The organism is Streptomyces sp. VRA16 Mangrove soil (genome assembly GCF_017377775.1).
In the GTDB taxonomy this organism is placed as follows: domain Bacteria; phylum Actinomycetota; class Actinomycetes; order Streptomycetales; family Streptomycetaceae; genus Streptomyces.
In genome coordinates, this window is sequence record NZ_JAFVLN010000020.1 from 150,000 (window position 1) to 175,273 (window position 25,274).

The window sequence follows — 25,274 nt, forward strand, 5'->3', positions numbered from 1 at the left end:
GCGCACCCTCAGTCCATTTTGCCGTTGAGCCCCGCCGTTGGCGAGGCCCAGTCGGGCCATTTCGCGGCATGCCTGGTGGCACGCCTGAACTTCACGCCCGCATCTCGCGCCGGGACTTCACGCCCGGTCGAGCTTCAGGCGCTCCGCCCGCGGCAGCCCCGCCACCACCAGGTCGTAGGAGTCCTCGACCAGTTCCCGTACGAACCGGTCCGGCAGGTCGCCCGCGCTCACCGTGTTCCAGTGGCGCTTGTTCATGTGCCAGCCGGGCACGACGAGGCCCTCGTGCTCCCGGCGGAGGCGGAGCGCGTCCTCCGGGTCGCACTTCAGGTTCACCGTCAGGGGCCGCGCGTCCAGCGTGCTCAGGGCGAACATCTTGCCGAGCACCTTGAAGACCGAGGTCTCCGCGTTGAACGGGAAGTCCTCCACCGCCGCGTTGAACGACAGGCACAGGGCGCGCAGCTCCTGAGGTGTCATGTCCTCTGCTCCCCCACCGGCTCCACGAGCACCGTCACGATCTTGTTCCGGCGGCCCGCGGCGGCCTCCGCCGTCAGCCGCAGTTCCCGCTCGTCGGGCAGCGTCACCAGCGCGGAGGCACCCGCGATCGGGACCCGGCCGAGCGCCTTGGCGAGGAGTCCGCCGACCGTCTCCACGTCCTCGTCGTCGTACTCCTCGATGCCGTACAGCTCACCGAGGTCGGTGATGTCGAGGCGGGCCGTGACCCGGTAGCGGTCGTCGCCGAGGTCCTCCACCGGCGGCAGTTCACGGTCGTACTCGTCGGTGATCTCGCCGACGATCTCCTCCAGGATGTCCTCGATCGTCACGATGCCGGCGGTGCCGCCGTACTCGTCGATGACGACCGCCACGTGGTTGCGCAGCTGCTGCATCTCGCGCAGCAGGTCGCCCGCGTTCTTGGTGTCCGGGACGAAGGTGGCCGGGCGCATCGCGGTGGAGACCAGCTCGGCCTCGGAGTCCCGGTTGATGTGCGTCTTCCTGACCAGGTCCTTCAGGTAGACGATGCCGACGACGTCGTCCTCGCTCTCGCCGACGACCGGGATGCGGGAGAAACCGGAGCGCAGGGCGAGGGTGAGGGCCTGGCGGATCGTCTTGTAGCGCTCGATGACGATCAGGTCGGTGCGCGGGACCATGACCTCGCGGACCAGCGTGTCGCCGAGCTCGAAGACGGAGTGCACCATGCGGCGCTCCTCGTCCTCGATCAGCGACTCCTTCTCAGCGAGGTCGACCATGGCGCGCAGCTCGGCCTCGGAGGCGAACGGGCCGCGGCGGAAGCCCTTGCCGGGCGTCAGCGCGTTACCGATCAGGATCAGCAGGGGCGGGATCGGGCCCATGATGCGGGCCAGCGGCAGCAGGACGTACGCGGCCGCCGTCGCCGTGTTCAGCGGGTGCTGGCGGCCGATGGTGCGCGGGGAGACCCCGACCGCCACGTACGACACCAGCACCATCACGCCGATCGCCACGAGCAGCGCCTGCCAGGTCGCGCTGAACTCCTCCAGGCACGCGTACGTGACCAGGGCGGCCGCCGCCATCTCGCAGGCCACGCGCACAAGGAGCGCGACATTGAGATAGCGGGTCGGGTCGGCGGCGACCTGCGCGAGCTTCGCGCTGCCGCGCCGCCCGGACCGGACGGCCTCCTCGGCGCGGAAGCTGGAGGTACGGGCGATGCCCGCCTCGGCGCACGCCGCCAGCCACGCGACGACGACCAGGGCGACGGCGCCCGCGATCAACGAGAAACTCATGACACGGTCGGGGCCGGGGACGGGCCCTCCATCCCCTTCTCCGCGCGCCAGCCGTCCACGATGGCGGCCTGGAGACCGAACATCTCGGCCTTCTCGTCGGGCTCCTCGTGGTCGTAGCCCAGCAGGTGCAGCACTCCGTGGACGGTGAGCAGCTGGAGCTCCTCGTCCATGGAGTGCTGCGTCGGCGCCTCGGCGCCCTGCTTGGTGGCGACCTCGGGGCAGAGCACGATGTCGCCGAGCAGGCCCTGCGGGGGCTCCTCGTCGTCCTTGGCCGGCGGACGCAGTTCGTCCATCGGGAAGGACATGACATCGGTCGGCCCCGGCAGGTCCATCCACTGCACGTGGAGCTGCTCCATGGCGTCGGCGTCCACGACGATCACCGAGAGCTCGGAGAGCGGGTGGATGCGCATCCGCGCGAGTGCGTAGCGGGCGATGTCGAGGATCGCCTGCTCGTCGACCTCGGTTCCGGACTCGTTGTTGACGTCGATCGACATGGCGCTGTTGGTTCTCTACTTCCCTCGGGGGCGGCCCTTGTGGGTGCCGTTCTCCGTACCGTGCTCGGTGTCGTACTTCTCGTACGCGTCGACGATACGGCCGACCAGCTTGTGCCGGACGACATCCTGGGACGACAGGCGCGAGAAGTGCACGTCGTCCACGCCGTCCAGGATGTCCTGGACCTGGCGCAGACCGCTCTTCGTGCCGTTCGGCAGGTCGACCTGCGTCACGTCACCCGTGATCACGATCTTCGAGTCGAAGCCGAGGCGGGTGAGGAACATCTTCATCTGCTCGGGGCTCGTGTTCTGGGCCTCGTCCAGGATGATGAAGGCGTCATTGAGCGTGCGACCCCTCATGTACGCCAGCGGCGCCACCTCGATCGTCCCCGCCGCCATCAGGCGCGGGATCGAGTCCGGGTCGAGCATGTCGTGCAGCGCGTCGTACAGCGGGCGCAGATACGGGTCGATCTTCTCGTAGAGGGTGCCGGGCAGGAAGCCGAGGCGCTCGCCGGCCTCCACCGCGGGGCGGGTCAGGATGATCCGGTTGACCTGCTTGGACTGGAGGGCCTGGACCGCCTTCGCCATGGCGAGGTAGGTCTTACCGGTGCCCGCCGGGCCGATGCCGAAGACGATCGTGTGCTTGTCGATCGCGTCGACGTACCGCTTCTGGTTGAGCGTCTTGGGGCGGATGGTGCGGCCGCGTGAGGAGAGGATGTTCTGGGTGAGGACCTCGGCGGGGGTCTCCGAGCCGTCGCCCTCCCCGTTCTGCGTCGCCTTCAGCATCGCGATGGAGCGCTCCACGGCGTCCTCGGTCATCGGTGCTCCCGTCCTCAGGACCAGCATCATCTCGTCGAACAGGCGCTGGACGAGGGCCACTTCGGCGGGCTCTCCGGTCGCACTGATCTCGTTGCCCCGGACGTGGATGTCGGCCTCCGGGAAGGCCCTCTCGATCACTCGCAGCAGCGCGTCCCCCGACCCCAGGACCTCGACCATGGGGTGCTTGGCCGGGACGGTGAACCGCGCGCGGGCGCTGGATGGTGTCTGCGTCATGAGCCGGGCCGGTGGCCCTCTGCTTCCTCCCGAACAGGACGGCTGTTACACCGCCAAGGGTACGGCGCGGATATGACAACGCCGAGTGGGTTTCCGGATACGGCCGGGGCCCACGTGACGGGCCCCGGCGGCGCTCCGGTCAGGCTTCGAGCCGGGTGTACAGGCGGGTGCCGGTCGGCCGGAACCCGACGCGTTCGTAGACGCGCCGCGAGTCCTGGCCGCCGTACTCCAGCCACACCGACGACGCCCCGCGCTCGTGCAGCAGGGTGCGGGCGAGGTCGGCGGTGACGGCGGCGGCGATGCCCCGGCCGCGGTGGGCGGGGCGGGTGCCGACGCCGGCGAGCTCGGCGGTGCCGACGGCGGGGGCGCTGCACAGGGCGCCGCCCGCGACGCTGCCGTCCGCGGCCCGTACGAGGCGGACGGCGCCGCCCGACTCGGCGGTGCGGCGCAGCCGGGCCGCGCCCTGCGGCGACGACGCGAACTCGCCGCTGAACGCCTCGGCGAGGGCCGCGTCGAGCTCTGTGTAGTCGTCGTCGGTGACCGGGGCCTCCACGGCCGGGCCCGACGGCGGCACGGCGAGCGTGTCCGGCGTGCAGACCAGGTACGTGTGCTCGGCCTCGGGCACGAAGCCCGCGGCGGTGAGCGCGGCGGCGGCCGCGGGCGCGGCGTCCGGCGCGAACTCCAGGCGGGGCACCAGGTCCCGCTCGCGGAACGCGGCGATCAGCGCCGCCACGTCGGCCGCCGTGGGGTCGCAACCGGGCAGCGGGGTGGCGTAGTTGACGTAGGGGCTGGTGGTGCCGGGGTCGAAGCCGAGCACGAAGCCACCGGTCTCCACGGGCGCCGGGCGGCGGCGCAGGTGGGCGACGGTGAAGAGCTGGACGTCCGAGTCCATGACGGTGATGGTGTCCTCACGTGTGAGCAGGCGGGTGGAGACGCGTGCGTGGGGCCGCCGTGAGGAGAGAGCTCCGCGAGGAACGCAGAGACGCAGAAGCGTGCGAACGCGGATGCGCGGAGCTCAGTGCCGACAGCGGCCGCTGGGGGTCGCCGGGATCATGGGCTTCAGTCCTTCGGGAGGAAGTACGGGTGGCCGTCGGGTGACGGCGGCCGCCAATGTCGCACGGTCACCGCCACCCCCACAAGGTGTTTTACGCGGACCTGCCGAACCCGATCGTCGGCACCGCACGGCGCAGCGGCCACGGGCGTGACGTCTCCGGCAGCAGCGGGCCCAGGAAGGCGTACCGCTGGAGCGCGGCCAGGTCCTGGTTCTCGTACGACCTGACCTGCCGCCACCAGGCGGCGATCTCCGACCAGCCGGGGGCGGAGAGCGAGCCGCCGAAGTCCTGGACGGAGAGGGCGGCGGTGAGGCCGGCGAAGGCGAGGCGGTCCGCGAGGGGCCAGCCGGCGAGGGTGCCGGTGACGAACCCGGCGACGAAGACGTCTCCGGCGCCGGTCGGGTCGAGGGCCTCGACCTCGATGGCGGGGACGGAGGCGGTCTCGCCGGTGCGGCCGTCGACGGCGTACGCGCCCTCGGCGCCCAGGGTCACGACAGCGACGGGCACGTGCTTGGTGAGGGCGTGCGCGGCGGCGCGGGGACAGGAGGTGCGGGTGTAGCGCATCGCCTCCTCGGCGTTGGGCAGGAACGCCTCGCACTGCGCGAGGTCGGGCAGTGCGGCGAGGTCCCAGGCGCCGGTGTCGTCCCAGCCGACGTCGGCGAAGATCCGGGTGCCGCCCCGGGCGGCCTGGCCGACCCAGGGGGCGGCGGCGCCGGGGGTGAGGGAGGCGACGGCGGCGCGGGCGGGCGGCGGACAGCGCGGCGCCGGTTGCTGCGGCGGCGGCTCGTGGCCGTGGCTGACCATGGTGCGTTCGCCCTCGTACGCCATGGAGACGGTGACCGGCGAGTGCCAGCCGGGGACGGTGCGCGAGTGGCTGAGGTCGATGCCCTCGCCCTGTTCGAGGGTGTCCCAGCAGTACTCGCCGTAGTGGTCGTCCCCGAAGGCGGCGGCGAGCGAGGTGCGCAGGCCGAGCCGGGCGAGCGCGGCGGCCATGTTGGCGATGCCGCCGGGGCTCGATCCCATGCCGCGCGCCCAGGACTCGGTGCCGCGCACGGGCGCCGAGTCGAGGCCCGTGAAGATGATGTCGAGGAAGACGGTGCCGGTCAGATAGACGTCGCAGGCCGGGTCGCCGGGGGCGCGGAGTGCGGCCAGGGGGTCGGTGCGGGGCCGGTCGTTGCGGGTCACGGATGCTCCCTGCGTGGTACGGGTCCGCACAGTGTGCACGACACGGGCCCGCACCACGGGGGTTGACATCAGTACGTCATGCGGCGCTCATACGGTGCCGGGTTCCGGGCGGGCCGTGATCCGGTGGGCCGTGGCGTCCGGGGCCGCCGGGGCGCACCCGGGCCGGTCGCAGAGGTGTCCCGACACCCGACAGGTGCACGGAGGCGATGACGAGCGACAAGGGCGTCACCAGCGCGGGACCGACGGGGTGACCCACTCCGGGTCGAGGACGCGCATCGCCGCGGCGTCGTCGCGGTCGCGCAGATGGGCGTACGTCTCGTCGAGCCACCGCTGGTGCAGGGCCTCGACCTTGGCGCGGTCGAGCTCGACGCCGAGGCCGGGTGCGTCGCGGACGGTGACCTTGCCGTCCTCGAAGGTGAGGCGTTCGGTCAGGACGTCCTCGGACTGCCACGGGTAGTGGGAGTCGCAGGCGTGGTGGAGGCCCGGGACGGTGGCCGCGACGTGGGTCATCGCGGCGAGGCTGATGCCGAGGTGGGTGTTGGAGTGCATGGACACCCCGACGCCGAACGTGCGGCAGATCGCGGCGAGTTGCTGGGTGTTGCGCAGGCCGCCCCAGTAGTGGTGGTCGGAGAGCACCACCTGGACGGCGCCCGTCGTGAACGCCTCCTTGATCTCCGCGAACGTCGTCACGCACATGTTGGTGGCGAGCGGCACCCCGGCCTTCGCGGCGACCTCGGCCATGGCGGGCGTGCCGAGGGCGGGGTCCTCCAGGTACTCCAGTACGTCGCGCAGCTCGTCGGCGACCTTGAGCGAAGTCTCCACGGACCAGGCGCCGTTGGGGTCGAGACGCAGCGGCTTGCCGGGGAAGGCCTCGGCGAGGGCCTTGACGGCGGCGATCTCCTGGTCGGGCTCGAAGCAGCCGCCCTTGAGCTTGAACGACTCGAAGCCGTAGCGCTCGTGGAAGAGGCGGGCCTGGGCGACGATCCCGGCCGGGTCGAGGGCGGCGCCCCAGTCGTCCTGCTCGCTCGCGATGCCCTCGGGGTGGTGCGCGTTCTTGTAGAAGAGGTACGCGCTGTACTCGACGGCGTCGCGGACCTTGCCGCCGAGCAGGGCGTGCACGGGCAGGCCGAGCGCCTTGCCGAGCGCGTCGAGACAGGCCACCTCGAAGCCGGAGACGACGGACAGGCGCAGCTTGTCGGCGGTCTGGACGCCGCGCAGGCCGCCGACGTCGACCTGGTTGTCGACGCGCGCGTCGTCCACCGCGACCTCGCCGGCGATCGTGAACAGGCCGTTGAAGTCGCTGACTTGACGGCCTGTCAGTTTCTCGGCGAAGGGCCGGGCCAGCTCCAGGTACTTGGTGTCGCCGTACGTCTCGCCGACACCGGTGACACCGTCGGCCGTGACGACCTCGACGATGAGCCGGGGCGTGTACGGCTGGTGCAGGCCCTGCGTGTTCAGGAGCGGCGGGTCCGCGACGAGGATCGGAGTGAGGCGGACGTCGGCGATGGTGAGGTCTGCGGTCATCGGGCGGCTCCAGCGACAGCGGGTCGGGCGGGCGGTACGAGAGCGAGTCCGGCGGCGAGGACCTGTTCCAGGTCGGCGAGGTCGGCCGCAGTGGGGTCGGCGAGCGGGGCGCGGACCGGGCCGACGGGGCGGCCGCGCAGCCGGGCGGCGGCCTTGACGAGCGAGACGCCGTAGCCGGGGACCCGGTCGCGGATCTCGACGAAGGGGACGTAGAACTCCCGCAGGAGACGGTCCACCCGGGTGTGGTCGGCCTCGTGCAGGGCGGTGAAGAACGCGGCGGCGATCTCGGGGGCGAAGGCGTGCACGGCCGAGGAGTAGGCGGCGCAGCCCACGGCCGCGTAGGCGCGGGCCTGGATCTCGGCGGTGGCGGCGCCGTTGAAGAAGAGGAAGTCGTCGGGCGCGGCGAGGGTGAGCCGCTGGAGCCGGTCGAGGTCGCTGTGGCCGTCCTTGAGCCCGATGACGTTCGGCAGCGCGGCGATCCGGGTCAGCGCGTCGACGCCGAAGGCGACCTGGTCGCGCTGGTAGACGATGACCGGCAGCGCGGTGCGGGCGGCGATCTGCCCGACCTGCGCGACGAGCCCGCTCTGCGGCCCGCGCACCAGGTAGTGCGGCAGCACGAGCAGTGCGTCGGCGCCCGCCTCCTCGGCGATGCGGGCGAAGCGGGCGGCCTGCGCCCATCCGTAGCCGACTCCGGCGACGACAGGCACACGGCCCGCGGCCTCCTCGACGGTGACCGCGACGACCTGGCGGTACTCGTCCTCGTCGAGGGAGAAGAACTCGCCGGTGCCGCAGGCCGGGAAGACCGCGCCGGGCCCGGTGGCCACCTGGGCGGCGACGTACTCCCGGAAGGCGTCGAGGTCGAGCGAGCCGTCGGCGCGGAAGCTGGTCAGCGGGAACGAGAGCACGCCGTTCGCCATGCCCTCGCGCAGCCGCGCCGCCACTTCGGCAACCGCCTCCATAGCTGTCTCCGTACGTAGATGCTGTCCACACATGTAGATGGAGATTAGGTACGCGGACGGGAGCCGTCAATGGGGCGGGCTCCCCCGCTTCCGGCTCGGCTTACGATCGGCCCATGTCAGAGCGCGAGGAACAGGCCCATGGCGTCCGCGAGGTGAAGTCCGCGGCCCGCACCGTCGAGCTGCTGGAGGTGCTCGCCGCCCGCGGCGACCGCCCGGCCCGCCTCCAGGAGCTCGCCGACGAACTGGCGGTGCCGCGCAGCTCCATGTACGCGCTGCTGCAGACACTGATCGCACGCGGCTGGGTGCGCACGGACGTCACCGGCTCGCTGTACGGCATCGGCATCCACGCCCTGCTGACCGGTACCAGCTACCTCGACACGGACCCGTACGTGCGCACCGCGCGCCCCTTCCTCGACGAGGCGTCGGGGGCGCTCGGCGAGACGATCCACCTGGGCCGCCTCGACGGTTTCGACGTCGCCTATCTCGCCACCCGCGAGTCGCACGAGTACCTGCGCACGATCAGCCGCGTCGGCCGCCGGCTGCCCGCGAACGTCGGCGCGCTCGGCAAGGCGCTGCTCGCCGAGCGGTCCGACGACGCGCTGCCGCCCGGCCCGTACCCCCGCGCCACCGAGAACACCCGCACCACCCGCGAGGCGCTCGCCGCCGATCTCGCGGCCACCCGCGCCCGCGGCCACTCGATCGACCGCGAGGAGGGCGTCACCGGCATCGTCGGCTTCGGTTTCGCGCTGCGCTACGCCCTGCCCGCGCACGACGCGATCAGCTGTTCGGTGCCGGTCGCGCGACTGACTCCGGAGCACGAAGAACGCATCGTGGCGGTCATGCGCGAGATCCGCTCGAAGATCGAATCGGCGGCCCGTCACGGGGCTCCGGGCGCCCCCGACTGGCGCTGAACCACCAGCGAAAAGCACCTCGACTACCCGGCCGAACCACCCCCAAACCACATGTGTCTCAGGTCACAAGGCCCCGCCTTCTGTGCGGGGCCTTCGGCTTGATACAAATTGGCCGCGCCCAACGTCCCCGGTTCGGTCCCGTTCGCAAAGACGTCGCGCTCCCCAACCTCTTGCCTTACCTCCCCCTTGCCCAAAACAGCGGCCTCGGCATGTCCCGGGCAAGGGGCCGTTCTACAGGATTGCCCGTGTCCTCGCGCGCCCTCCCGTCTCCCGCCACCGCCCTCAACGGTGGCCCTGCGGGCCGCACTTCCTTCTCGAAGCCCGCGCTCGTCGCCCTCTTCACCGCCGGTTACCTCGCCGCGTATCTCCTCCCCACGGTCGTGGGCAGAGTCGCCGACAGCCTGGCGCTCTCCCCCACCCAGGCCGGTCTCGTCGGCAGCGCGCTGCTGCTGAGTTCGGCCACCGCGGGCCTCACCCTCGCGACCCGCGTCGAACGGATCGGGGCGCGCCGCGCGGCCCGGTCCGGGCTGCTCCTCGCGGCCGTCGGCTACGGCACCGCGGCGCTCGCCTCCACCGTCCCGCTGGTCGTCGCGGGTGCGATGATCGGCGGCTTCGGCTCGGGCACCGCGACGGCCGTCGCCGCCACCGGGATCGCCGCCCAGAAAGACCCGCACCGCGCCTCGACGCTCGGCCTGCTGTCGGTCTCGGCGCTCGCGGGCGCCCTGTATCTGACCATCCCGCGCATCAGCCCGTCGGGCCACATCCTGCCGTTCGCGGCGCTCGCCCTGACCGCGCTGTCCGTGTGGCCCGTCACCCGGCACCTGGCGGGACCGGCCACACCCGACAACTGCGCGGCCCCCGCCCCCAAGTCCCCGCTGCCCTTCGCCCGTTCAGGCGCGGTCCTCGCGGCCGTGATCGTGTGCTGGTCGATGGCGCAGAACTCGCTGTGGGGCGTCTCCAGCCGGATCGGCACCGAACAGGCGGGCCTGTCCGAGGTCGCCGTCGGCTCCGTCTTCGCCGTCGCGCTCGGCGCCGGACTCCTCGGCGTGATCGGCGCGGGCGCGCTCGGCGCCCGGATCGGCCGCGCCCTCCCGATCGGCGCCGGCACGGCCGCCATCGCCTGCTGCATCGCGCTCAGCGCCCGCGCCGAAGGGCTTGCCACCTTCGCGGGCGGCGAGATCGCCTGGAACACCCTGTACCCGGTGGTGCTCTCCTACCTGCTCGGCCTCGCCGCGTCCCTCGACCCGCGCGGCCGCTGGGCGGTCCTGGTCGGCTCGGCGTCCTCGCTGGGCACCGCGTGCGGACCGCTGGTGGGCAGCTCCCTGTCGCAGTCGGTCGGCTTCCCCGTGATGGGCGCGACGCTCGCCGTGCTGCTCCTGCTGCTCGCGGTGCCGCTGACCGCGGTGGCCCTGCACACCGGCGGCCGCCCGCTGTTCGCGGGCGCGGCACGGCGGCGCAGCGGCGCCCCGGTGGGCGCGATGGTCCCGCCGTCCGGTCTGCCCGAGCAGCCGGTCGTCGAGATCGAGGTGCCCGCCGCCATGGAAGAGGCGCAACCCGACCCCGTACAGGCCGGGTTCACTCAGGTCCAACCCGCGCAGTCCGCTCCGGTGACCCGTCCGGCGAGCTTTTCCGGCCGGGGGTCCGGGGGTTGCCCCCCGGGAGAACGCAGCACCACCGCGGGGCCGCGCTCCGCAGGGGCTCAGTCCTCGAACTCGTACGCCTCGACCTCGGCGATGTAGCGGGCGCGACGCCGCTCGTCGTCCTCGTTGCCGTCCAGGAAGGACGCCACGAACGAGTTGCGGGCGAGTTCCCGCAGCCGTTCGTGGTCCAGGGCGAGGGCCTCGCCGACGGCGTGGAAGTTGTCGCCCGCGTAGCCGCCGAAGTAGGCCGGGTCGTCGGAGTTGACGGTGCACAGCAGCCCGGCGTCCATCATCGCGACGAGCGGGTGGTCCTCCAGGACGTCGATGGTGCGCAGGCGCACGTTCGACATCGGGCACAGCGTCAGCGGGATCCGGTCGCGCACCAGACGGGCCACGAGCTCGGGGTCCTCCATGGACCGCAGGCCGTGGTCGACGCGCTCGACACCGAGCACGTCCAGGGCCTCCCACACGTACGACGGGTCGCCCTCCTCACCGGCGTGCGCGACCTTCCGCAGGCCGAGCTCGCCCGCGGCCGCGTACACGTCGCGGAACTTGGACGCCGGATTGCCGACCTCGGCGGAGTCGAGCCCGACGCCGACGATCTTGTCGAGGTACGGCTTGGCGGACTCCAGGGTCTCCATCGCCGACTCGGCGGACTGGTCCCGCAGGAAGCACATGATGAGCTTCGTGGAGATCCCGTGCCGCTCCTCGCTGCGGGCGAGAGCCCGGTGCAGGCCCGCCACGACCGTGCCGATCTCCACACCGCGCGCCGTGTGGGCCTGCGGGTCGAAGAAGATCTCCGCGTGCCGTACGCCCTGCTCGGCGGCGAGCGCCAGATAGGCGTCGGCGAGCGCCTCGAAGTCGTCCTCGGTGATCAGGACGGCCATCAGCGCGTAGTACAGGTCGAGGAACGACTGGAGGTCGGCGAAGAGATACGCCGTGCGCAGCTCCTCCGTGTCCGCGTACGGCAGGGTGATGCCGTTGCGGGCGGCGAGCTCGAAGGCCAGCTCGGGTTCGAGGGTGCCTTCGATGTGCAGATGGAGCTCGGCCTTGGGGATCCGGGCGTGCGTGGCGAGGGGGGTGCGTGATGCGTCGGACATCCGTGCATCGTACGGGCCCGCCCCCGCCGTGACCCCCCTCACCTGCTCATACGCGCTTGGGAACGGGGACGCGGTCCAGGTCGCGGGCGACCGTCAGCTCCCCCGTGAAACCGGCGGCCCGCGCCTGCCGGGCGAATGCGTCCGGGTCGGTGTAGCGCTGGCTGAAGTGGGTGAGCACGAGGTGGCGCACCCCGGCGTCCCGGGCCACGCGGGCGGCCTGCCCCGCGGTCAGGTGCCCGTGCTCGGAGGCCAGCTGCTCGTCCTCGTCGAGGAACGTCGACTCGATGACGAGCAGATCGCAGCCGTCGGCGAGCGCGCTGACGCCCTCGCACAGCCGGGTGTCCATCACGAAGGCGACCCGCTGCCCGCGCCGCATCTCGCTCACGTCGTCGAGGGTGATGCCGCGCAGCTCGCCCTGCTTCTGCAGCCGCCCGACGTCGGGCCCCGCGATCCCGCGCTCGGCGAGCAGTCCGGGCAGCATGCGCCGCCGGTCGGGCTCGACGAGCCGATACCCGTACGACTCCACGGGATGGGAGAGCCGCCGCGCCTCGAGCCGGTAGTCCGGCGTCTCGGCGAGCACGCCGCCCTCCCCGCTCACCGGCTCCTCGGTGATCCCGACGGTCTCCCGGTACGCGGTGGCGTACCGCAGCCGTTCGAAGAACCGCTGCCCGGACGCCGGGTAGTGGGCGGTGACGGGGTGCGGCACCCGGTCGAGGTTGATCCGCTGGATCACCCCGGCGAGCCCGAGGCTGTGGTCGCCGTGGAAGTGGGTGACACAGATCCGGTTCAGATCGTGCGCGGCGACCGAGGCCCGCAGCATCTGCCGCTGGGTCCCCTCGCCGGGGTCGAAGAGGAGGCCCTCGCCGTCCCAGCGCAGCAGATAGCCGTTGTGGTTGCGGTGCCGGGTCGGCACCTGGCTCGCGGTGCCGAGCACGACGAATTCACGTACGGACATGGGGAGTCGGGTGCTCGCCTATCCGGGGGGCCACTGCAGGCCACGGCCGCCGAGGACGTGGGCGTGCGCGTGGAAGACGGTCTGGCCGGCGCCGCTGCCCGTGTTGAACACGAGGCGGTAGCTCTCCAGCTTCTCCTCCTTGGCGACCTCGCCGGCCTCGCGCAGCACATCGGCGGCGACGGCGGGTTCGGCGGCGGCGAGGGAGGCCGCGTCGGGGTGGTGGACGCGCGGGATCACCAGGATGTGCGTGGGAGCCTGCGGGTTGATGTCCCGGAAGGCGACGGTGGTCTCGGTCTCCCGGACGACCGTGGCGGGGACGTCCCCCGCGGCGATCTTGCAGAACAGGCAGTCGGCCTGCGGTTCGCCGGACACGTTCTGTCTCCTTTGCGGGGTGGTGGTGACTTGGCGGCATGGTATCGATCACGCCTGACGGGCATCGCATCGGCGTCTGCCGGGTCGGTCGTTCGTCGGCGACCGCGGACCGGTGGTCCGGCCTCGCGCGGTTCCCCGCTTCAGAGGCGCGGGGAACCGCTGAGAACCCCACCGGCCGTCGGCCGACGACGAGACCAGGGGGGCCGGGGGCGCAGCCCCCGGTTTCGCGACCCTCAAGGCAGCTCCGGCGCCACCTTCGCCGGGTTCGACTCCAGCGCGGCCAGCGCGAGCCGCACCGCCTCGTCGAGCTGAGGATCCCGCCCCGCCGCCGCGTCCTGAGGCGCGACCACGACCTCCACGTCCGGATCCACCCCGTAGTTCTCGAGCCCCCACCCGACCCCCTCCATCCAGGTCGCGTACTTGGGCTGCGTCACCAGCGTCCCGTCCACCAGCCGGTACCGGCTGTCGATCCCGATGACCCCGCCCCACGTCCGCGTCCCCACGACGGGCCCGATCCCGAGCGCCTTGATCGCCGCGTTCACGATGTCCCCGTCCGACCCGGAGAACTCGTTGGCGACGGCCACGACGGGCCCGCGCGGCGCGTCCATCGGGTAGCTGAAGGGCCGGCTGCCGCGCGGCACGTCCCATCCGACGACCCGCCGCGCCAGCTTCTCCACGACGAGCTGGGAGGTGTGCCCGCCCCGGTTCTCCCGGACGTCGACGATCAGCCCCTCCCGGGCCACCTCGACACCGAGATCGCGGTGGATCTGCGCCCAGCCCGGCGCCTGCATGTCCGGCACGTGGAGATAGCCGAGCCGACCGCCCGAGCTCTCGTGGACGTAGGCCCGCCGGTCGGCGACCCACGCGTGGTAGCGCAGCGGCTCCTCGTTGTCGACGGGCACCACGACGACATGCCGTGCGTCGCCGCCGCCCGCCGGGGACACGGTCAGCTCGACGGGCTTGTCGGCCGTCCCGACGAGCAGCGGTCCCGGCCCGGTGACCGGGTCGACGGGCCGCCCGCCGACCGCGACGATCGCGTCCCCGGCCCGCACGGCGACCCCGGGCGCGGCCAGCGGCGAACGGGCGCGCGGGTCGGAGGTCTCCGAGGGCAGCACCCGGTCGATCCGCCACTGCGCCGCTCCCTGCGGGCCGTCCTCGTGGCGGGAGATGTCGGCGCCGAGCAGCCCCTGGCGGCGCGCCGCGGACCCGCCGCCGCCGCGCGGGACGACGTAGGCGTGCGACGTGCCGAGCTCGCCCTGCACCTCCCACAGCAGGTCCACCAGGTCGTCGTGGGTGGCGACCCGGGCGAGGACCGGCCGGTACCGCTCCAGGACCGCGTCCCAGTCGACGCCGCCCATGTCGGCGCGCCAGAAGTTGTCGCGCATCAGCCGGCCGGTCTCGTCGTACATCTGCCGCCACTCGGCGGCCGGGTCGACGGTCTGCGAGATCCGGGCGAGGTCGACGGTGATGTTGGTGTCGCTGTCGTCGTCGTGCGCGGGCCGCCGGTCGCTGGGGACGACCTTGAGCACCTCGCCGGTCCACAGCAGTACGCGTTTGCCGTCGCCGGTGACCTCGAAGTGGTCGGCGTCCGAGCCGATCTCCTCGATGCGCTGCTGGAGCAGGTCGTAGCGCTCCAGGCGGGTCTTGGGTTCGGCGTCGCCGAGGCTCGCCCGGGAGTCGCCGAGCACGCCGCGCACCGGGTGGCGCAGCCACAGCACGCCGTCCTTCGCGGTGCGCAGCGTCGAGTAGCGGGCGGCCTCCACCGGGAACGGCACGATCCGGTCGACGAGCCCTTCCAGGTCGACGCGGGTCGCGGGAGCGCCCTCGCTGTCGGGGGTCTCGTCCTTGTCCGGCGCGTCGAAGGGCCGCCCGTGGCGCTGCGGCCCGAACGGCGACGGGGTGGTGGCGGCCAGCGTGATCAGGTGCGGCCGCGAGCCGCCGACGAAGGCCAGGTCGAAGGCGTGCTCGTCGTAGACCGGGTCGAAGGAGCGGGCCGACAGGAACGCCAGGTGCTTGCCGTCGAGGGTGAACGCGGGCGCGTAGTCCCGGAACCTGAGCGGTGTCGCCTCGCTCACCGACAGGTCCGTGGCGTTGGCCAGCTTGAGCTGGCGCAGCCCGTGCGGCCCCGCGTGGGACCAGGCGAGCCACGCCGAGTCGGGCGAGAACGCGAGCCCGGTGGCGTGCCCGTCCTCGCTGCGGTCCACCTCGCGTACGTCGCCGCTGTCCCGCTCGACGAGCAGGACGCGGCCGTCGTGCGCGGTGACGGCGACCCGGCCGCCGTCCGGGGCGACGGTCAGCCCGAGGACCCGGCCGAGCCGGCCGCCGCCGAGACGGCGCGGGCTCGCCCCGGGCGCGGCGCCGGTGGCGGGCGCGAACTCCAGGGCGTCGTCGCCCTCGGCGTCCGTCACCCACACCACGTGCTCCTCGCCTGCGCCCCCGTCGGCACGGAAGGTGTGCGGGAGCCGGGCCCGTACGCCGGGCTGCGCGGCCAGCGCGCGGGCCGGACCCGCGCGGTGCGTCACCCAGTGCACGGCGCCGCGCACCGCGACGGCGCTGCCGCGCCCGGTGTGGTCGGGCGAGGCGGCGCCGAACCAGTGGGCGGCGTCCACCGGCCGCGGCTGCAGGTCGGCCCGCTGCCCGCCGAGCCGGATGTCCAGGCGGCGCGGCCCGGCGCCCTCGGCGAGCAGATCGTCAACGACCCACAGTTCACCGGCGCTTGCGTACACGACGCGCGTGCCGTCGGTCGCCGCGTGCCGGGCGTAGAAACCGTCGACGGGGGTGTGGCGGCGCAGGTCGGACTCGTCGGGCAGGGACGAGTACAGCGCGCCGACGCCCTCGTGGTCGGAGAGGAACGCGACCCGCTCCCCCACCCACATCGGGTACTCGATGTTCCCGTCGAGCCCCGCGTGCAGCCGGACGAACTCTCCCGCCCGCCTCTCGCCACCGCCACCGCCCTCGGCCGAGGGCCTGCGGGCCGCCCCGCCCGCTTCTTGGGTGCGGTCGATCCACAACTTGCCCGCGGTGCCGCCCCGGTACCGCTTCCACCAGGCGGCCTCGCGGCCCATCGGCGCGGAGAGCAGCACCACTTGGGAGTCCGGGCCGTACGCGACGCCGCCGACCGGCCCGTACGGCAGGGTCTCGGCGGGTCCGCCGTCCAGCGGCAGCGCCCGCGCCCAGCTGCGGCGCAGCGACGCCTGGCCGTACGTACTGACGGCGAGAACCCGCCCGTCGGGGGTCCAGCCGCGCACGGAGGTGGTCCAACTCCCCCAGTACGTCAGGCGTTTGGACGGTCCGCCGTCGACCGGGGCGACATGCACCTCGGGGGCGCCGTCGCGCCGCGAGGTCCAGGCGACCATGGTGCCGTCGGGCGAGACACGCGGATGGGTCACCGGCATGTTGTCGGCGCTGACGCGCCAGGCGCGGCCGCCGTCGAGGGGCGCGGCCCACACGTCGTCCTCGGCGGTGAAGACCACCAACTCGCCGTGCAGGTGCGGGAACCGGAGATAGGCAGGAGCGGCAGTGTTCGTCACTCCGCCACATTAATTTTGCGGCGCTCCCGGCGTCAGGGGTTTTCCGATCACCGAAAGCGGGCGGCTCATTTCCCCTGGAACGTGGTGCACGTCGAACTCGGCGCCCGCACGGTGACGGTCTCGGTCACGGTCTGTGTCTCACCGGGCTGCTGCGGCTGGGGAGTTGTGGTCGGAGTGCCGCCCTGGGACGGCGGGGGCGGGGTCGTGGTGTCCGGGGCGGCGCAGTTGCCGAGCACCCCGAGGTGGAACCAGACCTTCCCGTCGACCTTCGCGGTCAGTGATCCCCGTACGCACTTGCCGGAGACGACCCCGTACACGTCGCCGCTGAGGGTGACGGCCTTGCCCTCCTTCGTCTCCCCCCGGCAGTCCACGTGCACTTCCTGCGTCGTCGCGCCGCTGCCCGTGGTGCGGTTGACGTACGCGCCGCTGCAGCTGAGCCAAGCCACCTGGGCGTGCTGCCGGTTGAGCTCGGCCGTGCCCTGCTGATCGGTGGTGGCGGAGACGGTCGACGGGTTCAGATCCCCCTCGACCGGCTGGCACGCGACGGCTCCGAACACGGCGGCCGCACCGCACGCGACGGCCACCGCCACGCGCCGCCCCCGTAACCGGAACAAACGGTCACTGATACGCCTCAAAGCCCCCATGGGCGGCAGGATCCCACCTCGCCCGGCCGGGCGGTAGAGCACTTGCGGCCAGCGGCCGGCCTACCCCTGGTCACGCGGCAGCAGCCACTCCTGCACCTCTACGAGATTCCCCTCCGGATCCTTCAGATGGGCCACGCGTATCCGCTCCCCCATGAGCGCGGGCCCGTGCGCGAGCACACCGCCGCGCGCGACGATCCCGGCGCAGTACGCGTCCAGGTCGTCCACCCGCAGCACCACGAGCGACCGGTACCCGGCGGGCCGCTCCGCCAGCTCGTCGAGGACCTTGGCCATCATCGCCCGGTCCTGCAGAGCGATCCCCGCGGTGCCGCCCGGCGGCGAGAACTTCTCGTACGGCCCGTACTGGGCTCCCCACTGGGGCTTGAGCCCGAGCACATCGGCGTAGAACCGATAGGAGGCGACAAAGTCACCGACCAACAGCCGCACTTGAGCAAGTTCCATACCCGGCACCCTATGCCGCCCCATACACCAAAGCCCCGCCCCCACCCACCCCGGGCCCCAAGCCCCAAGCCCCAAGCCCCAAAGCCTTGGGCCCTACGCCCCGAGCCCCGAAGCCGAACCCCGAAGCCTTGGGCAATCTGCCGCCATGGGCGGCAGGGTGGGCAAGGCGGCACCCCGGCGCCGGGCAGGCGCCCCAGCAGGCCCCGCCCACGGCCCGGGCCCCGAAGCCGAGCTCCAAAGCCTTGGGCAATCTGCCGCCATGGGCGGCAGGGTGGGCAAGGCGGCACCCCAGCGCCGGGCAGGCGCTCCCGCGGGCCCCCGCCCACGGCCCGGGCCCCGAGCCGAGCCACAGCCCGGAGAAACAGGCTCAGCCCCAGCGCCCGGTCCGCCCGAGCAACAACGCCACCGCCGCCGTCCCCGCGGTAGACGTCCGCAACACACTCCGCCCGAGCCGACACGCCCGCGCCCCGGCCTCCCCGAACACCGCCAACTCCTCGGGGGACACCCCCCCTTCGGGCCCGACGACAAGCACGATCGACCCGGACTTCGGCAGCTCCACGGAGGCCAGCGCCGCACTCGGGTGATCCCGGTCCTCGTGCAGCACCACCGCCAGATCCGCCTCCCCGAGCAGCGCGGCGACCTGCTTCGTGGACGCCGCCTCGGCCACCTCAGGGAACCGCACGCGCCGCGACTGCTTCCCCGCCTCGCGCGCCGTCGCCCGCCACTTCCCGAGCGCCTTGACGCCCCGGTCACCCCGCCACTGCGTGATGCACCGGGACGCCGCCCACGGCACGATCGCGTCGACCCCGGTCTCGGTCATGGTCTCGACGGCCAGTTCCCCACGGTCGCCCTTCGGCAGCGCCTGCACGACGGTGATCCGCGGCCGCTCCTCCGCCTCGACCCGCACCGGGCCGGCCTCGACGATCAGCCGGTCCTTGCCCTCCGCCCCGGAGACGACCGCCTCGCACCACGCGCCGAGCCCGTCCGTGAGGACCACGGCCTCCCCGGCGCGCAGCCGCTTCACGGACACGGCGTGCCGCCCCTCGGGCCCGTCGAGCACGAACTCGGGCCCGGTGGGCAGTGCGTCGACGACGAAAACCGGCGCGGTCATGCGGCACCCCGTTCCACCAACGCGGCCTTGGCGGCGTCGAGTTCGGCGATCAGAACCTCCACGAGCTGCCCCGCGGGCAGCTCCCGGGCGAGCCGGTGGCCCTGCCCCGCCCACAGCGCCATGGCCTGCGGGTCACCGGCCTTGGCCGCGGCCTTGCGGACCGGGGACGTCATGTGGTGCACCTCCGGGTACGCGGCGGGCGCGTACGGCCCGTGCTCACGCAGAAAACGGTTGACGAGACCCCGCGCGAGCCGGCCCGAGAACGCCCGGGTCAGCTCGGTGCGGGTGAACAGCGGATCGGTCAGGGCCCGCTTGTGCGCCTCGGGCGCCCCGGACTCCGGGGTGACGAGGAACGCGGTGCCGAGCTGGGCGAGTTCGGCCCCTGCGGCGAGCACGGCGGCGATCTGCGCGCCCCGCATGATCCCGCCGGTCGCGATCACCGGCAGCCGCACGGCCTCCCGCACCTGGGCGAGCAGGGCGAGCAGCCCGATCCCGGCGCCGTCGGCCTCCGGGCAGTCGCGGTGGGTGCCCTGGTGGCCGCCGGCCTCGATGCCCTGGACGCAGAGGCCGTCGGCGCCGGCCTCCTCCGCGGCCCGCGCCTCCGCCACGGTCGTCACGGTGACCACGGTGAGCGTGCCGACGCGGCGCAGCGCGTCGACGACCTCCCGCGTGGGGCAGCCGAACGTGAAAGAGACCAGCGGCACCGGGTCCTCGACGAGGATCGCGAGCTTGGCGTCGTAGCCGTCGTCGCGTCCGCCGTCCGGGTCACCGAGCGGCGTCCGGTACCAAGTGGCCTCGCCCGCAAGCTGGTTGCGGTACACCTCGACCGCCGCCGAGACAGGGTTCGCGGCGCGAGCCGCTCCGGTGGAGCCGGGGCTCGCACCGGGGTACTCGGGCTGCGGCAGGAAGAGATTGACGCCGAAGGGCTGTCCGGTGAGCCCCCGCACCTGCTGGATCTCCTGGTACATCCCGTCGGCCGTCTTGTACCCGGCGGCGAGGAACCCGAGCCCGCCCGCCTCGGCCACGGCGGCCACCAGCTCGGGCCTCGATCCGCCGCCCGCCATGGGGGCCTGCACGATCGGATGGTGACAGAGACCGGTCAGTGGGGAGGACATACGGGCATCGTGCCACGTCCGGTTCAAAGGTCCGAATCGAGCATTCCGCGCAGCTCGGAGGGCATGCGAAAGGGGCCGGGGACCACCGTCTCCGACCCCTTCGCCACACGGGCTCAGCGCCCGTTGAACGCGTCCTTCAACCGCGAGAACAGCCCCTGCTGCCCGGGCTGGAACTGGCCGCTGACCCGCTCCTCGCCGCGCAGCTTGGCCAGCTCGCGCAGCAGCCGCTCCTGCTCGGGGTCGAGCTTCTGCGGCGTCGTCACCTCGACGTGCACGATCAGATCGCCTCGGCCACCGCCCCGCAGGTGGGTGACGCCGCGCCCGTGCAGCGGAACCGACTGCCCCGACTGCGTGCCGGGCCGGATGTCGATCTCCTCGAGCCCGTCGAGCGTCTCCAGCGGCACCTTCGTACCGAGGGCCGCCGCGGTCATCGGGATCGTCACCGTGCAGTGCAGGTCGTCGCCGCGCCGCTGGAAGACGGGGTGCGGCAGCTCGTGGATCTCGACGTACAGGTCACCGGCGGGACCGCCGCCGGGGCCGACCTCGCCCTCGCCCGCGAGCTGGATCCGCGTGCCGTTGTCGACACCGGCCGGGATCTTCACCGTCAGCGTGCGCCGCGACCGGATGCGGCCGTCACCGGCGCACTCGGGGCACGGGGTCGGCACGACGGTGCCGAAGCCCTGGCACTGCGGGCACGGCCGCGAGGTCATGACCTGGCCGAGGAAGGACCGCGTGACCTGGGAGACCTCACCGCGACCGCGGCACATGTCACAGGTCTGCGCGGAGGTCCCCGGCGCGGCACCCTCACCGCTGCAGGTCGTACACACGACCGCCGTGTCGACCTGGATGTCCTTGGTGGTCCCGAAGGCGGCCTCGTCCAGCTCGACCTCGAGCCGGATCATGGCGTCCTGGCCGCGGCGGGTGCGCGAGCGCGGGCCGCGCTGCGACGCCGTGCCGAAGAACGCGTCCATGATGTCCGAGAAGTTCCCGAACCCGCCTTGGCCGAAGCCGCCCGCACCACCTCCGCCGGAGGCCGACAGGGGGTCGCCCCCGAGGTCGTAGACCTGCTTCTTCTGCGGGTCGGAGAGCACCTCGTAGGCGGCGTTGATCTCCTTGAACCGCTCCTGGGTCTTCGGATCCGGATTCACGTCCGGGTGCAGCTCGCGGGCGAGCCTCCGAAAAGCCTTCTTGATCTCGTCCTGGGAAGCGTCGCGGCGCACGCCGAGTACGGCGTAGTAGTCCGTGGCCACTTACGACTCCGCCAGGATCTGTCCGACGTAACGTGCCACTGCGCGTACTGCTCCCATCGTTCCCGGGTAATCCATGCGTGTCGGTCCGACGACACCCAGCTTGGCGACTGCCTCGCCGCCCGAACCGTAGCCGACCGACACGACGGACGTGGAGTTGAGTCCCTCGTGTGCGTTCTCATGACCGATCCGTACGGCCATGCCCGAATCCCCCACCTCACCCAGCAACTTAAGGAGCACGACCTGCTCCTCCAGCGCCTCGAGGACGGGCCGGATGGTGAGGGGAAAGTCATGTCCGAAGCGGGTGAGATTGGCGGTGCCGCCGATCATCAGCCGCTCCTCGGACTCCTCGACGAGCGTCTCCAGGAGAGTGGAGAGCACCGTGGAGACCGTGCCGCGGTCCTCCGCCTCGAAGGCCTCCGGCAGGTCCTGCACCAGCTGCGGCACATCGGCGAAGCGACGGCCCGCGACGCGGCTGTTGAGCCGGGCCCGCAGATCCGCCAGGGACGTCTCACCGAACGGCGCAGGACAGTCGACCATGCGCTGCTCGACCCGCCCGGTGTCCGTGATCAGTACGAGCATCAGACGGGCGGGCGCGAGCGAGAGCAGCTCGACATGGCGGACCGAGGACCGCGTCAGGGACGGGTACTGGACGATCGCCACCTGCCGCGTGAGCTGCGCCAGCAGCCGCACTGTCCGTCCGACGACGTCGTCCAGGTCGACCGCGCCCTCCAGGAAGTTCTGGACGGCGCGCCGCTCCGGCACGGTCATCGGCTTCACGCTGGTCAGCTTGTCGACGAAGAGGCGGTACCCCTTGTCGGTGGGGATGCGCCCGGCACTGGTGTGCGGCTGGGCGATGTACCCCTCGTCCTCCAAGGCGGCCATGTCGTTGCGCACGGTCGCCGGGGAGACGCCGAGCTTGTGCCGCTCGGTGAGCGCCTTGGAACCGACCGGCTCCTCGGTGCCCACGTAGTCCTGGACGATGGCGCGCAGCACTTCGAGCCTGCGTTCACTGAGCATCGGCGCACACCTCCAGCTACGTCCTGAGTGATCATTTCCGTCTGGCACTCGCTGTCGGGGAGTGCCAGTCGTCCCCGGCTCAGTGTACGGCCGACGGGTACGGGCCCGGCAAGGCCGCTAGCGTCGACGTATGGAAGGTCGCACTGAAGAGCCCACGGACAGCGTCGACTGGGAGTCCGCGGGATGGGAGCGCCTGGCGTCCCACGTGGGACGGATCAGGCTGCCGGGCTGGGACGCCACGACCGGCCTGGTCGTCGGCGAAGGGGCCGCCCTGCTGATCGACACGGGATCCTCACTCCGTGAAGGGGTGAAGCTGCGCGCCGACACCCGCACACTCCTGGGAGCGGGCGCGAGGGTGACGCACATCGCGCTGACCCACCCGCACTTCGACCATGTGCTCGGCACCGCGGTCTTCGCGGGCGTCGAGACGTACGGGGCCGTGGGCCTGGACACCGTCTTCGCGTACGGCCGCGACGCGCTGTGCGAGGACGCCGCGCGCCAGGGCGTGCCCGCGGACGAGGCGGCGGAGGCCGCCGACGTGCTGGTCACCCCGCACCACCGGGTCAGCGGCGAGTGGACGCTCGACCTGGGCGCGGGGCGACAGGTGCTGCTCGCCAACGTCGGCCCGGCGCACTCCGGCCACGACCTCGCCGTACTCGTTCCCGGCTCGTCCGGCTCGTCCGGCTCGTCCGGCTCGTCCGGCTCGTCCGGCTCTCCCGAGATCGTCTTCTGCGGCGACCTGGTCGAGGAGTCCGGCGAACCGCAGACGGGCCCGGACGCGGTCCCCGGCCGGTGGCCGGCCGCGCTCGACCGCCTGCTGGAACTGGGCGGCGAGGACGCGCTGTACGTCCCCGGGCACGGTTCGGTGGTGAATGCGGCGTTCGTCCGTGCGCAGCGGGACACACTGGCGGCGCGTTTCGGCGTGTCGTAGCCGCGACCTGCGAACTTCTCCTATCGTCGGCCGAATGCGCCAGTACTCCGCCGATCTGACTCCCCCTTGGAAGCGCAACAAGCCGGCACCGGAGGTGCCGGCCGAGCCCGACCTCGTCGTGGAGGAGATCGGCACGGGCTTCTGCGGGGCGGTCGTCCGGGTCGAGAAGACGGCGCAGGGCCCGACGGTGACGCTTGAGGACCGCTTCGGCAAGCACCGGGTGTTCCCGATGGAGCCACGCGGCTTCATGATCGACGGGAAGGTCGTGACGCTCGTCCGTCCGTCGGCGGGCGGCCCGGTGCGCCCCCGCCGCACGGCGTCCGGCTCGGTGGCGGTCCCCGGGGCCCGCGCCCGGGTCGCGCGGGCCGGCCGGATCTACGTGGAGGGCAAGCACGACGCCGAGCTGATCGAGCGGGTCTGGGGCGACGACCTGCGCATCGAGGGCGTCGCGGTGGAGTTCCTGGAGGGCGTCGACGACCTGCCGGCGATCGTCGCCGAGTTCGCCCCGGGCCCCGACGCGCGCCTCGGGGTCCTGGTCGACCATCTGGTCCCGGGCACCAAGGAGTGGAAGATCGCCCGGTCGGTGACGAGCGAGCACGCGCTGATCGTGGGTCATCCGTACATCGACATCTGGGAGGCGGTGAAGCCGTCGTCCGTCGGCATCGAGGCGTGGCCCCGCGTCCCGCACGGCCAGGACTGGAAGACGGGGGTGTGCCGGGCGCTCGGCTGGCGCGTGGCGAACACCGGCGAGGCGTGGCAGCACATTCTGTCGCGGGTCAGGTCGTACAAGGACCTGGAGCCCGAACTCCTCGGCCGGGTCGAGGAGCTGATCGACTTCGTCACCGGCGGCGGTGAGGTCTGACGACCTCCCGCGCCGTTTCACCGACCGGGGTGATCAGTCCACCAGGTCCCTGACCACCGCGTCCGCCAGCAAGCGGCCCCGCAGCGTCAGCACGGCCCGTCCCGCGTCGAACGGTCCGGCCTCCAGGAGACCGTCCGCGAGCGCCTTCCGGGCCGCCGCCAGACCGTCGGGCCGCAGCAGCTCCAGCGGGCAGCCCTCCTTGAGCCGCAGCTCAAGGAGGACCCGCTCGACCCGCCGGTCCTCGTCGGAGAGCAGCTCGCGCCCGGCGCCGGGGGACGTGCCGCCCGCGAGGGCCGCCGCGTACGCGCCCGGGTGCTTGACGTTCCACCAGCGCACACCGCCCACGTGCGAGTGGGCGCCGGGGCCCGCGCCCCACCAGTCGGCGCCGCGCCAGTACAGCTCGTTGTGCAGGCACCGGCCGGCCTCGGACGTGGCCCAGTTCGACACCTCGTACCAGTCGAAACCGGCCCCCGACAGCACCTCGTCGGCGATCAGGTACCGGTCCGCGTGGACGTCGTCGTCGGTCATCGGGACCTCGCCGCGCCGGATGCGGCGGGCGAGCTGCGTCCCTTCCTCGACGATCAGCGCATACGCGCTCACGTGGTCGGGCCCGGCGCCGATCGCCGCGTCCAGGGAGGCCCGCCAGTCGTCGTCGGACTCGCCCGGGGTGCCGTAGATCAGGTCCAGGTTGACGTGCTCGAACCCGGCGGCCCGCGCCTCCGCGACGCACGCCTCGGGGCGGCCGGGGGTGTGCGTGCGGTCGAGGATCTTCAGGACGTGCTGCCGGGCGCTCTGCATACCGAACGAGATGCGGTTGAAGCCGCCCTCGCGCAGCGCGCTCAGATACGCCGGGTCGACGGACTCCGGGTTCGCCTCGGTCGTCACCTCCGCGTCGTCCGCGAGCCCGAACTCGTCCCGGACCGCCTTCAGCATCCGTACGAGATCGGAGGCGGCGAGCAGCGTCGGCGTACCGCCGCCGACGAAGACGGTCCGCACCGGCCGGGGGTCGTCCCCGAGCACCTTCCGCGCGAGCCGCACCTCGTCCACCAGCGTCTCGGCGTAGTTGTCGCGGGACGCGAGCACGCCGCCGCTGCCGCGCAGCTCGGTCGCGGTGTACGTGTTGAAGTCGCAGTAGCCGCAGCGCGTCGCGCAGTACGGGACGTGCAGGTAGAAGCCGAGAGGGCGCGACGCGGCGCCGTCCAGGGCGGAGGCGGGCAGCGCACCGTCGGCGGGGACGGGCTCACCGTCGGGAAGAGCGGAAGGCATACCCCCATTGTCCGTCACCACCCCACCAACCCCACCCCCACCCGATCCACCCCACCCGCCTCAGGCAATCCGTAACCGCCCCCCCCACCCAAC

The 25,274-nt window shown here is 72.7% G+C and carries 23 protein-coding genes; 4 read left to right on the forward strand and 19 right to left on the reverse strand.

Features of this window, described 5'->3' with window-relative positions; all coding sequences use genetic code 11:
• Positions 1-117: 117 nt before the first annotated feature.
• From J3486_RS37715 to J3486_RS37750, 8 genes are all read right to left on the reverse strand, one after another.
• Positions 118-474, reverse strand: coding sequence for an MmcQ/YjbR family DNA-binding protein (locus J3486_RS37715; protein WP_207828372.1), 357 nt, complete (start codon positions 472-474; stop codon positions 118-120).
• Positions 471-1,754 (reverse strand): hemolysin family protein, encoded by a 1,284-nt coding sequence (locus tag J3486_RS37720; RefSeq protein ID WP_207828373.1) that lies wholly within the window; start codon positions 1,752-1,754, stop codon positions 471-473. The genes J3486_RS37715 and J3486_RS37720 overlap by 4 nt, the downstream gene beginning before the upstream one ends.
• Positions 1,751-2,248 carry an rRNA maturation RNase YbeY gene (ybeY, locus tag J3486_RS37725; protein ID WP_207828374.1) on the reverse strand — a complete coding sequence of 166 codons (498 nt, stop codon included), beginning with the start codon at positions 2,246-2,248 and terminating at the stop codon, positions 1,751-1,753. Before ybeY ends, J3486_RS37720 begins: the two co-directional genes overlap by 4 nt.
• A 15-nt stretch (positions 2,249-2,263) precedes the next feature.
• Positions 2,264-3,298: a PhoH family protein gene (locus J3486_RS37730; RefSeq protein WP_207828375.1), complete on the reverse strand. Its 1,035-nt coding sequence runs from the start codon at positions 3,296-3,298 to the stop codon at positions 2,264-2,266.
• A 139-nt stretch (positions 3,299-3,437) separates the two neighbouring features.
• A complete protein-coding gene (locus J3486_RS37735) occupies positions 3,438-4,190 on the reverse strand; it encodes a GNAT family N-acetyltransferase (protein WP_207828376.1) in 753 nt (250 codons plus the stop codon).
• Between the two features lie 253 nt (positions 4,191-4,443).
• The gene (locus J3486_RS37740; RefSeq protein WP_229379226.1) at positions 4,444-5,604 is read right to left on the reverse strand and encodes a PfkB family carbohydrate kinase; all 1,161 of its coding nucleotides are present in this window, start codon (positions 5,602-5,604) and stop codon (positions 4,444-4,446) included.
• A gap of 156 nt (positions 5,605-5,760) precedes the next feature.
• Complete coding sequence (locus tag J3486_RS37745) at positions 5,761-7,059, reverse strand: glucarate dehydratase family protein (protein WP_207828379.1); 1,299 nt, start codon at positions 7,057-7,059, stop codon at positions 5,761-5,763.
• Positions 7,056-8,018 (reverse strand): 5-dehydro-4-deoxyglucarate dehydratase, encoded by a 963-nt coding sequence (locus tag J3486_RS37750; protein WP_207828381.1) that lies wholly within the window; start codon positions 8,016-8,018, stop codon positions 7,056-7,058. Before J3486_RS37750 ends, J3486_RS37745 begins: the two co-directional genes overlap by 4 nt.
• Positions 8,019-8,131: 113 nt before the next feature.
• Here J3486_RS37750 and J3486_RS37755 point away from each other — a divergent pair, with 113 nt between their 5' ends.
• A complete protein-coding gene (locus J3486_RS37755) occupies positions 8,132-8,929 on the forward strand; it encodes an IclR family transcriptional regulator (RefSeq protein ID WP_207828383.1) in 798 nt (265 codons plus the stop codon).
• A 245-nt stretch (positions 8,930-9,174) separates the two neighbouring features.
• Entirely contained in the window at positions 9,175-10,668 is a 1,494-nt protein-coding gene (locus tag J3486_RS37760) for a sugar MFS transporter (protein ID WP_207828385.1), read from the forward strand.
• Here J3486_RS37760 and J3486_RS37765 read toward each other — a convergent pair.
• The 10 genes from J3486_RS37765 to hrcA form a co-directional block, all read right to left on the reverse strand.
• Positions 10,629-11,669, reverse strand: a complete 1,041-nt coding sequence (locus tag J3486_RS37765; RefSeq protein ID WP_207828387.1) for an adenosine deaminase — start codon at positions 11,667-11,669, stop codon at positions 10,629-10,631. The genes J3486_RS37760 and J3486_RS37765 overlap by 40 nt on opposite strands.
• 46 nt (positions 11,670-11,715) lie before the next feature.
• On the reverse strand, positions 11,716-12,624 hold the full coding sequence (locus J3486_RS37770; protein ID WP_207828388.1) for a ribonuclease Z: 909 nt from the start codon (positions 12,622-12,624) through the stop codon (positions 11,716-11,718).
• An 18-nt stretch (positions 12,625-12,642) separates the two neighbouring features.
• Positions 12,643-12,996 (reverse strand): histidine triad nucleotide-binding protein, encoded by a 354-nt coding sequence (locus J3486_RS37775; protein WP_207828390.1) that lies wholly within the window; start codon positions 12,994-12,996, stop codon positions 12,643-12,645.
• Positions 12,997-13,229: 233 nt separating this feature from the next.
• Complete coding sequence (locus J3486_RS37780) at positions 13,230-16,526, reverse strand: S41 family peptidase (protein ID WP_207828392.1); 3,297 nt, start codon at positions 16,524-16,526, stop codon at positions 13,230-13,232.
• A gap of 65 nt (positions 16,527-16,591) precedes the next feature.
• Complete coding sequence (locus tag J3486_RS37785) at positions 16,592-17,116, reverse strand: hypothetical protein (RefSeq protein WP_307805108.1); 525 nt, start codon at positions 17,114-17,116, stop codon at positions 16,592-16,594.
• Positions 17,117-17,230: 114 nt separating this feature from the next.
• Positions 17,231-17,629, reverse strand: a complete 399-nt coding sequence (locus tag J3486_RS37790; RefSeq protein WP_207828395.1) for a VOC family protein — start codon at positions 17,627-17,629, stop codon at positions 17,231-17,233.
• A gap of 367 nt (positions 17,630-17,996) precedes the next feature.
• Positions 17,997-18,740, reverse strand: coding sequence for a 16S rRNA (uracil(1498)-N(3))-methyltransferase (locus J3486_RS37795; RefSeq protein WP_207828396.1), 744 nt, complete (start codon positions 18,738-18,740; stop codon positions 17,997-17,999).
• A complete protein-coding gene (locus J3486_RS37800; protein WP_207828397.1) occupies positions 18,737-19,855 on the reverse strand; it encodes a nitronate monooxygenase in 1,119 nt (372 codons plus the stop codon). The genes J3486_RS37795 and J3486_RS37800 overlap by 4 nt, the downstream gene beginning before the upstream one ends.
• 113 nt (positions 19,856-19,968) lie before the next feature.
• Positions 19,969-21,105 (reverse strand): molecular chaperone DnaJ, encoded by a 1,137-nt coding sequence (gene dnaJ, locus J3486_RS37805; RefSeq protein ID WP_207828398.1) that lies wholly within the window; start codon positions 21,103-21,105, stop codon positions 19,969-19,971.
• On the reverse strand, positions 21,106-22,122 hold the full coding sequence (hrcA, locus tag J3486_RS37810; protein WP_207828399.1) for a heat-inducible transcriptional repressor HrcA: 1,017 nt from the start codon (positions 22,120-22,122) through the stop codon (positions 21,106-21,108).
• Between the two features lie 130 nt (positions 22,123-22,252).
• Here hrcA and J3486_RS37815 point away from each other — a divergent pair, with 130 nt between their 5' ends.
• Together J3486_RS37815 and J3486_RS37820 are read left to right on the forward strand one after the other, a co-directional pair.
• On the forward strand, positions 22,253-23,053 hold the full coding sequence (locus J3486_RS37815) for an MBL fold metallo-hydrolase (protein WP_207828400.1): 801 nt from the start codon (positions 22,253-22,255) through the stop codon (positions 23,051-23,053).
• 34 nt (positions 23,054-23,087) lie between these two features.
• Entirely contained in the window at positions 23,088-23,915 is an 828-nt protein-coding gene (locus J3486_RS37820; RefSeq protein ID WP_207828401.1) for a DUF3097 domain-containing protein, read from the forward strand.
• A gap of 33 nt (positions 23,916-23,948) precedes the next feature.
• On the opposite strand, the gene hemW is transcribed toward J3486_RS37820, so the two are convergent.
• Positions 23,949-25,181, reverse strand: coding sequence for a radical SAM family heme chaperone HemW (hemW, locus tag J3486_RS37825; RefSeq protein WP_207828403.1), 1,233 nt, complete (start codon positions 25,179-25,181; stop codon positions 23,949-23,951).
• Positions 25,182-25,274: the final 93 nt, after the last annotated feature.

What these genes read in the sequence shown, in the direction of transcription:
- J3486_RS37795 (WP_207828396.1), bottom strand. Translation starts at nt 18,740, where the DNA reads ATGACCGCGCCGGTTTTCGTCGTCGACGCACTGCCCACCGGGCCCGAG.
- J3486_RS37735 (WP_207828376.1), bottom strand. Translation starts at nt 4,190, where the DNA reads ATGGACTCGGACGTCCAGCTCTTCACCGTCGCCCACCTGCGCCGCCGC.
- J3486_RS37750 (WP_207828381.1), bottom strand. Translation starts at nt 8,018, where the DNA reads ATGGAGGCGGTTGCCGAAGTGGCGGCGCGGCTGCGCGAGGGCATGGCG.
- J3486_RS37815 (WP_207828400.1), top strand. Translation starts at nt 22,253, where the DNA reads ATGGAAGGTCGCACTGAAGAGCCCACGGACAGCGTCGACTGGGAGTCC.
- ybeY (WP_207828374.1), bottom strand. Translation starts at nt 2,248, where the DNA reads ATGTCGATCGACGTCAACAACGAGTCCGGAACCGAGGTCGACGAGCAG.
- J3486_RS37765 (WP_207828387.1), bottom strand. Translation starts at nt 11,669, where the DNA reads ATGTCCGACGCATCACGCACCCCCCTCGCCACGCACGCCCGGATCCCC.
- J3486_RS37730 (WP_207828375.1), bottom strand. Translation starts at nt 3,298, where the DNA reads ATGACGCAGACACCATCCAGCGCCCGCGCGCGGTTCACCGTCCCGGCC.
- J3486_RS37740 (WP_229379226.1), bottom strand. Translation starts at nt 5,604, where the DNA reads ATGTCAACCCCCGTGGTGCGGGCCCGTGTCGTGCACACTGTGCGGACC.
- J3486_RS37755 (WP_207828383.1), top strand. Translation starts at nt 8,132, where the DNA reads ATGTCAGAGCGCGAGGAACAGGCCCATGGCGTCCGCGAGGTGAAGTCC.
- J3486_RS37820 (WP_207828401.1), top strand. Translation starts at nt 23,088, where the DNA reads ATGCGCCAGTACTCCGCCGATCTGACTCCCCCTTGGAAGCGCAACAAG.
- J3486_RS37715 (WP_207828372.1), bottom strand. Translation starts at nt 474, where the DNA reads ATGACACCTCAGGAGCTGCGCGCCCTGTGCCTGTCGTTCAACGCGGCG.
- J3486_RS37790 (WP_207828395.1), bottom strand. Translation starts at nt 17,629, where the DNA reads ATGGAACTTGCTCAAGTGCGGCTGTTGGTCGGTGACTTTGTCGCCTCC.
- hemW (WP_207828403.1), bottom strand. Translation starts at nt 25,181, where the DNA reads ATGCCTTCCGCTCTTCCCGACGGTGAGCCCGTCCCCGCCGACGGTGCG.
- J3486_RS37800 (WP_207828397.1), bottom strand. Translation starts at nt 19,855, where the DNA reads ATGTCCTCCCCACTGACCGGTCTCTGTCACCATCCGATCGTGCAGGCC.
- J3486_RS37745 (WP_207828379.1), bottom strand. Translation starts at nt 7,059, where the DNA reads ATGACCGCAGACCTCACCATCGCCGACGTCCGCCTCACTCCGATCCTC.
- J3486_RS37720 (WP_207828373.1), bottom strand. Translation starts at nt 1,754, where the DNA reads ATGAGTTTCTCGTTGATCGCGGGCGCCGTCGCCCTGGTCGTCGTCGCG.
- hrcA (WP_207828399.1), bottom strand. Translation starts at nt 22,122, where the DNA reads ATGCTCAGTGAACGCAGGCTCGAAGTGCTGCGCGCCATCGTCCAGGAC.
- J3486_RS37770 (WP_207828388.1), bottom strand. Translation starts at nt 12,624, where the DNA reads ATGTCCGTACGTGAATTCGTCGTGCTCGGCACCGCGAGCCAGGTGCCG.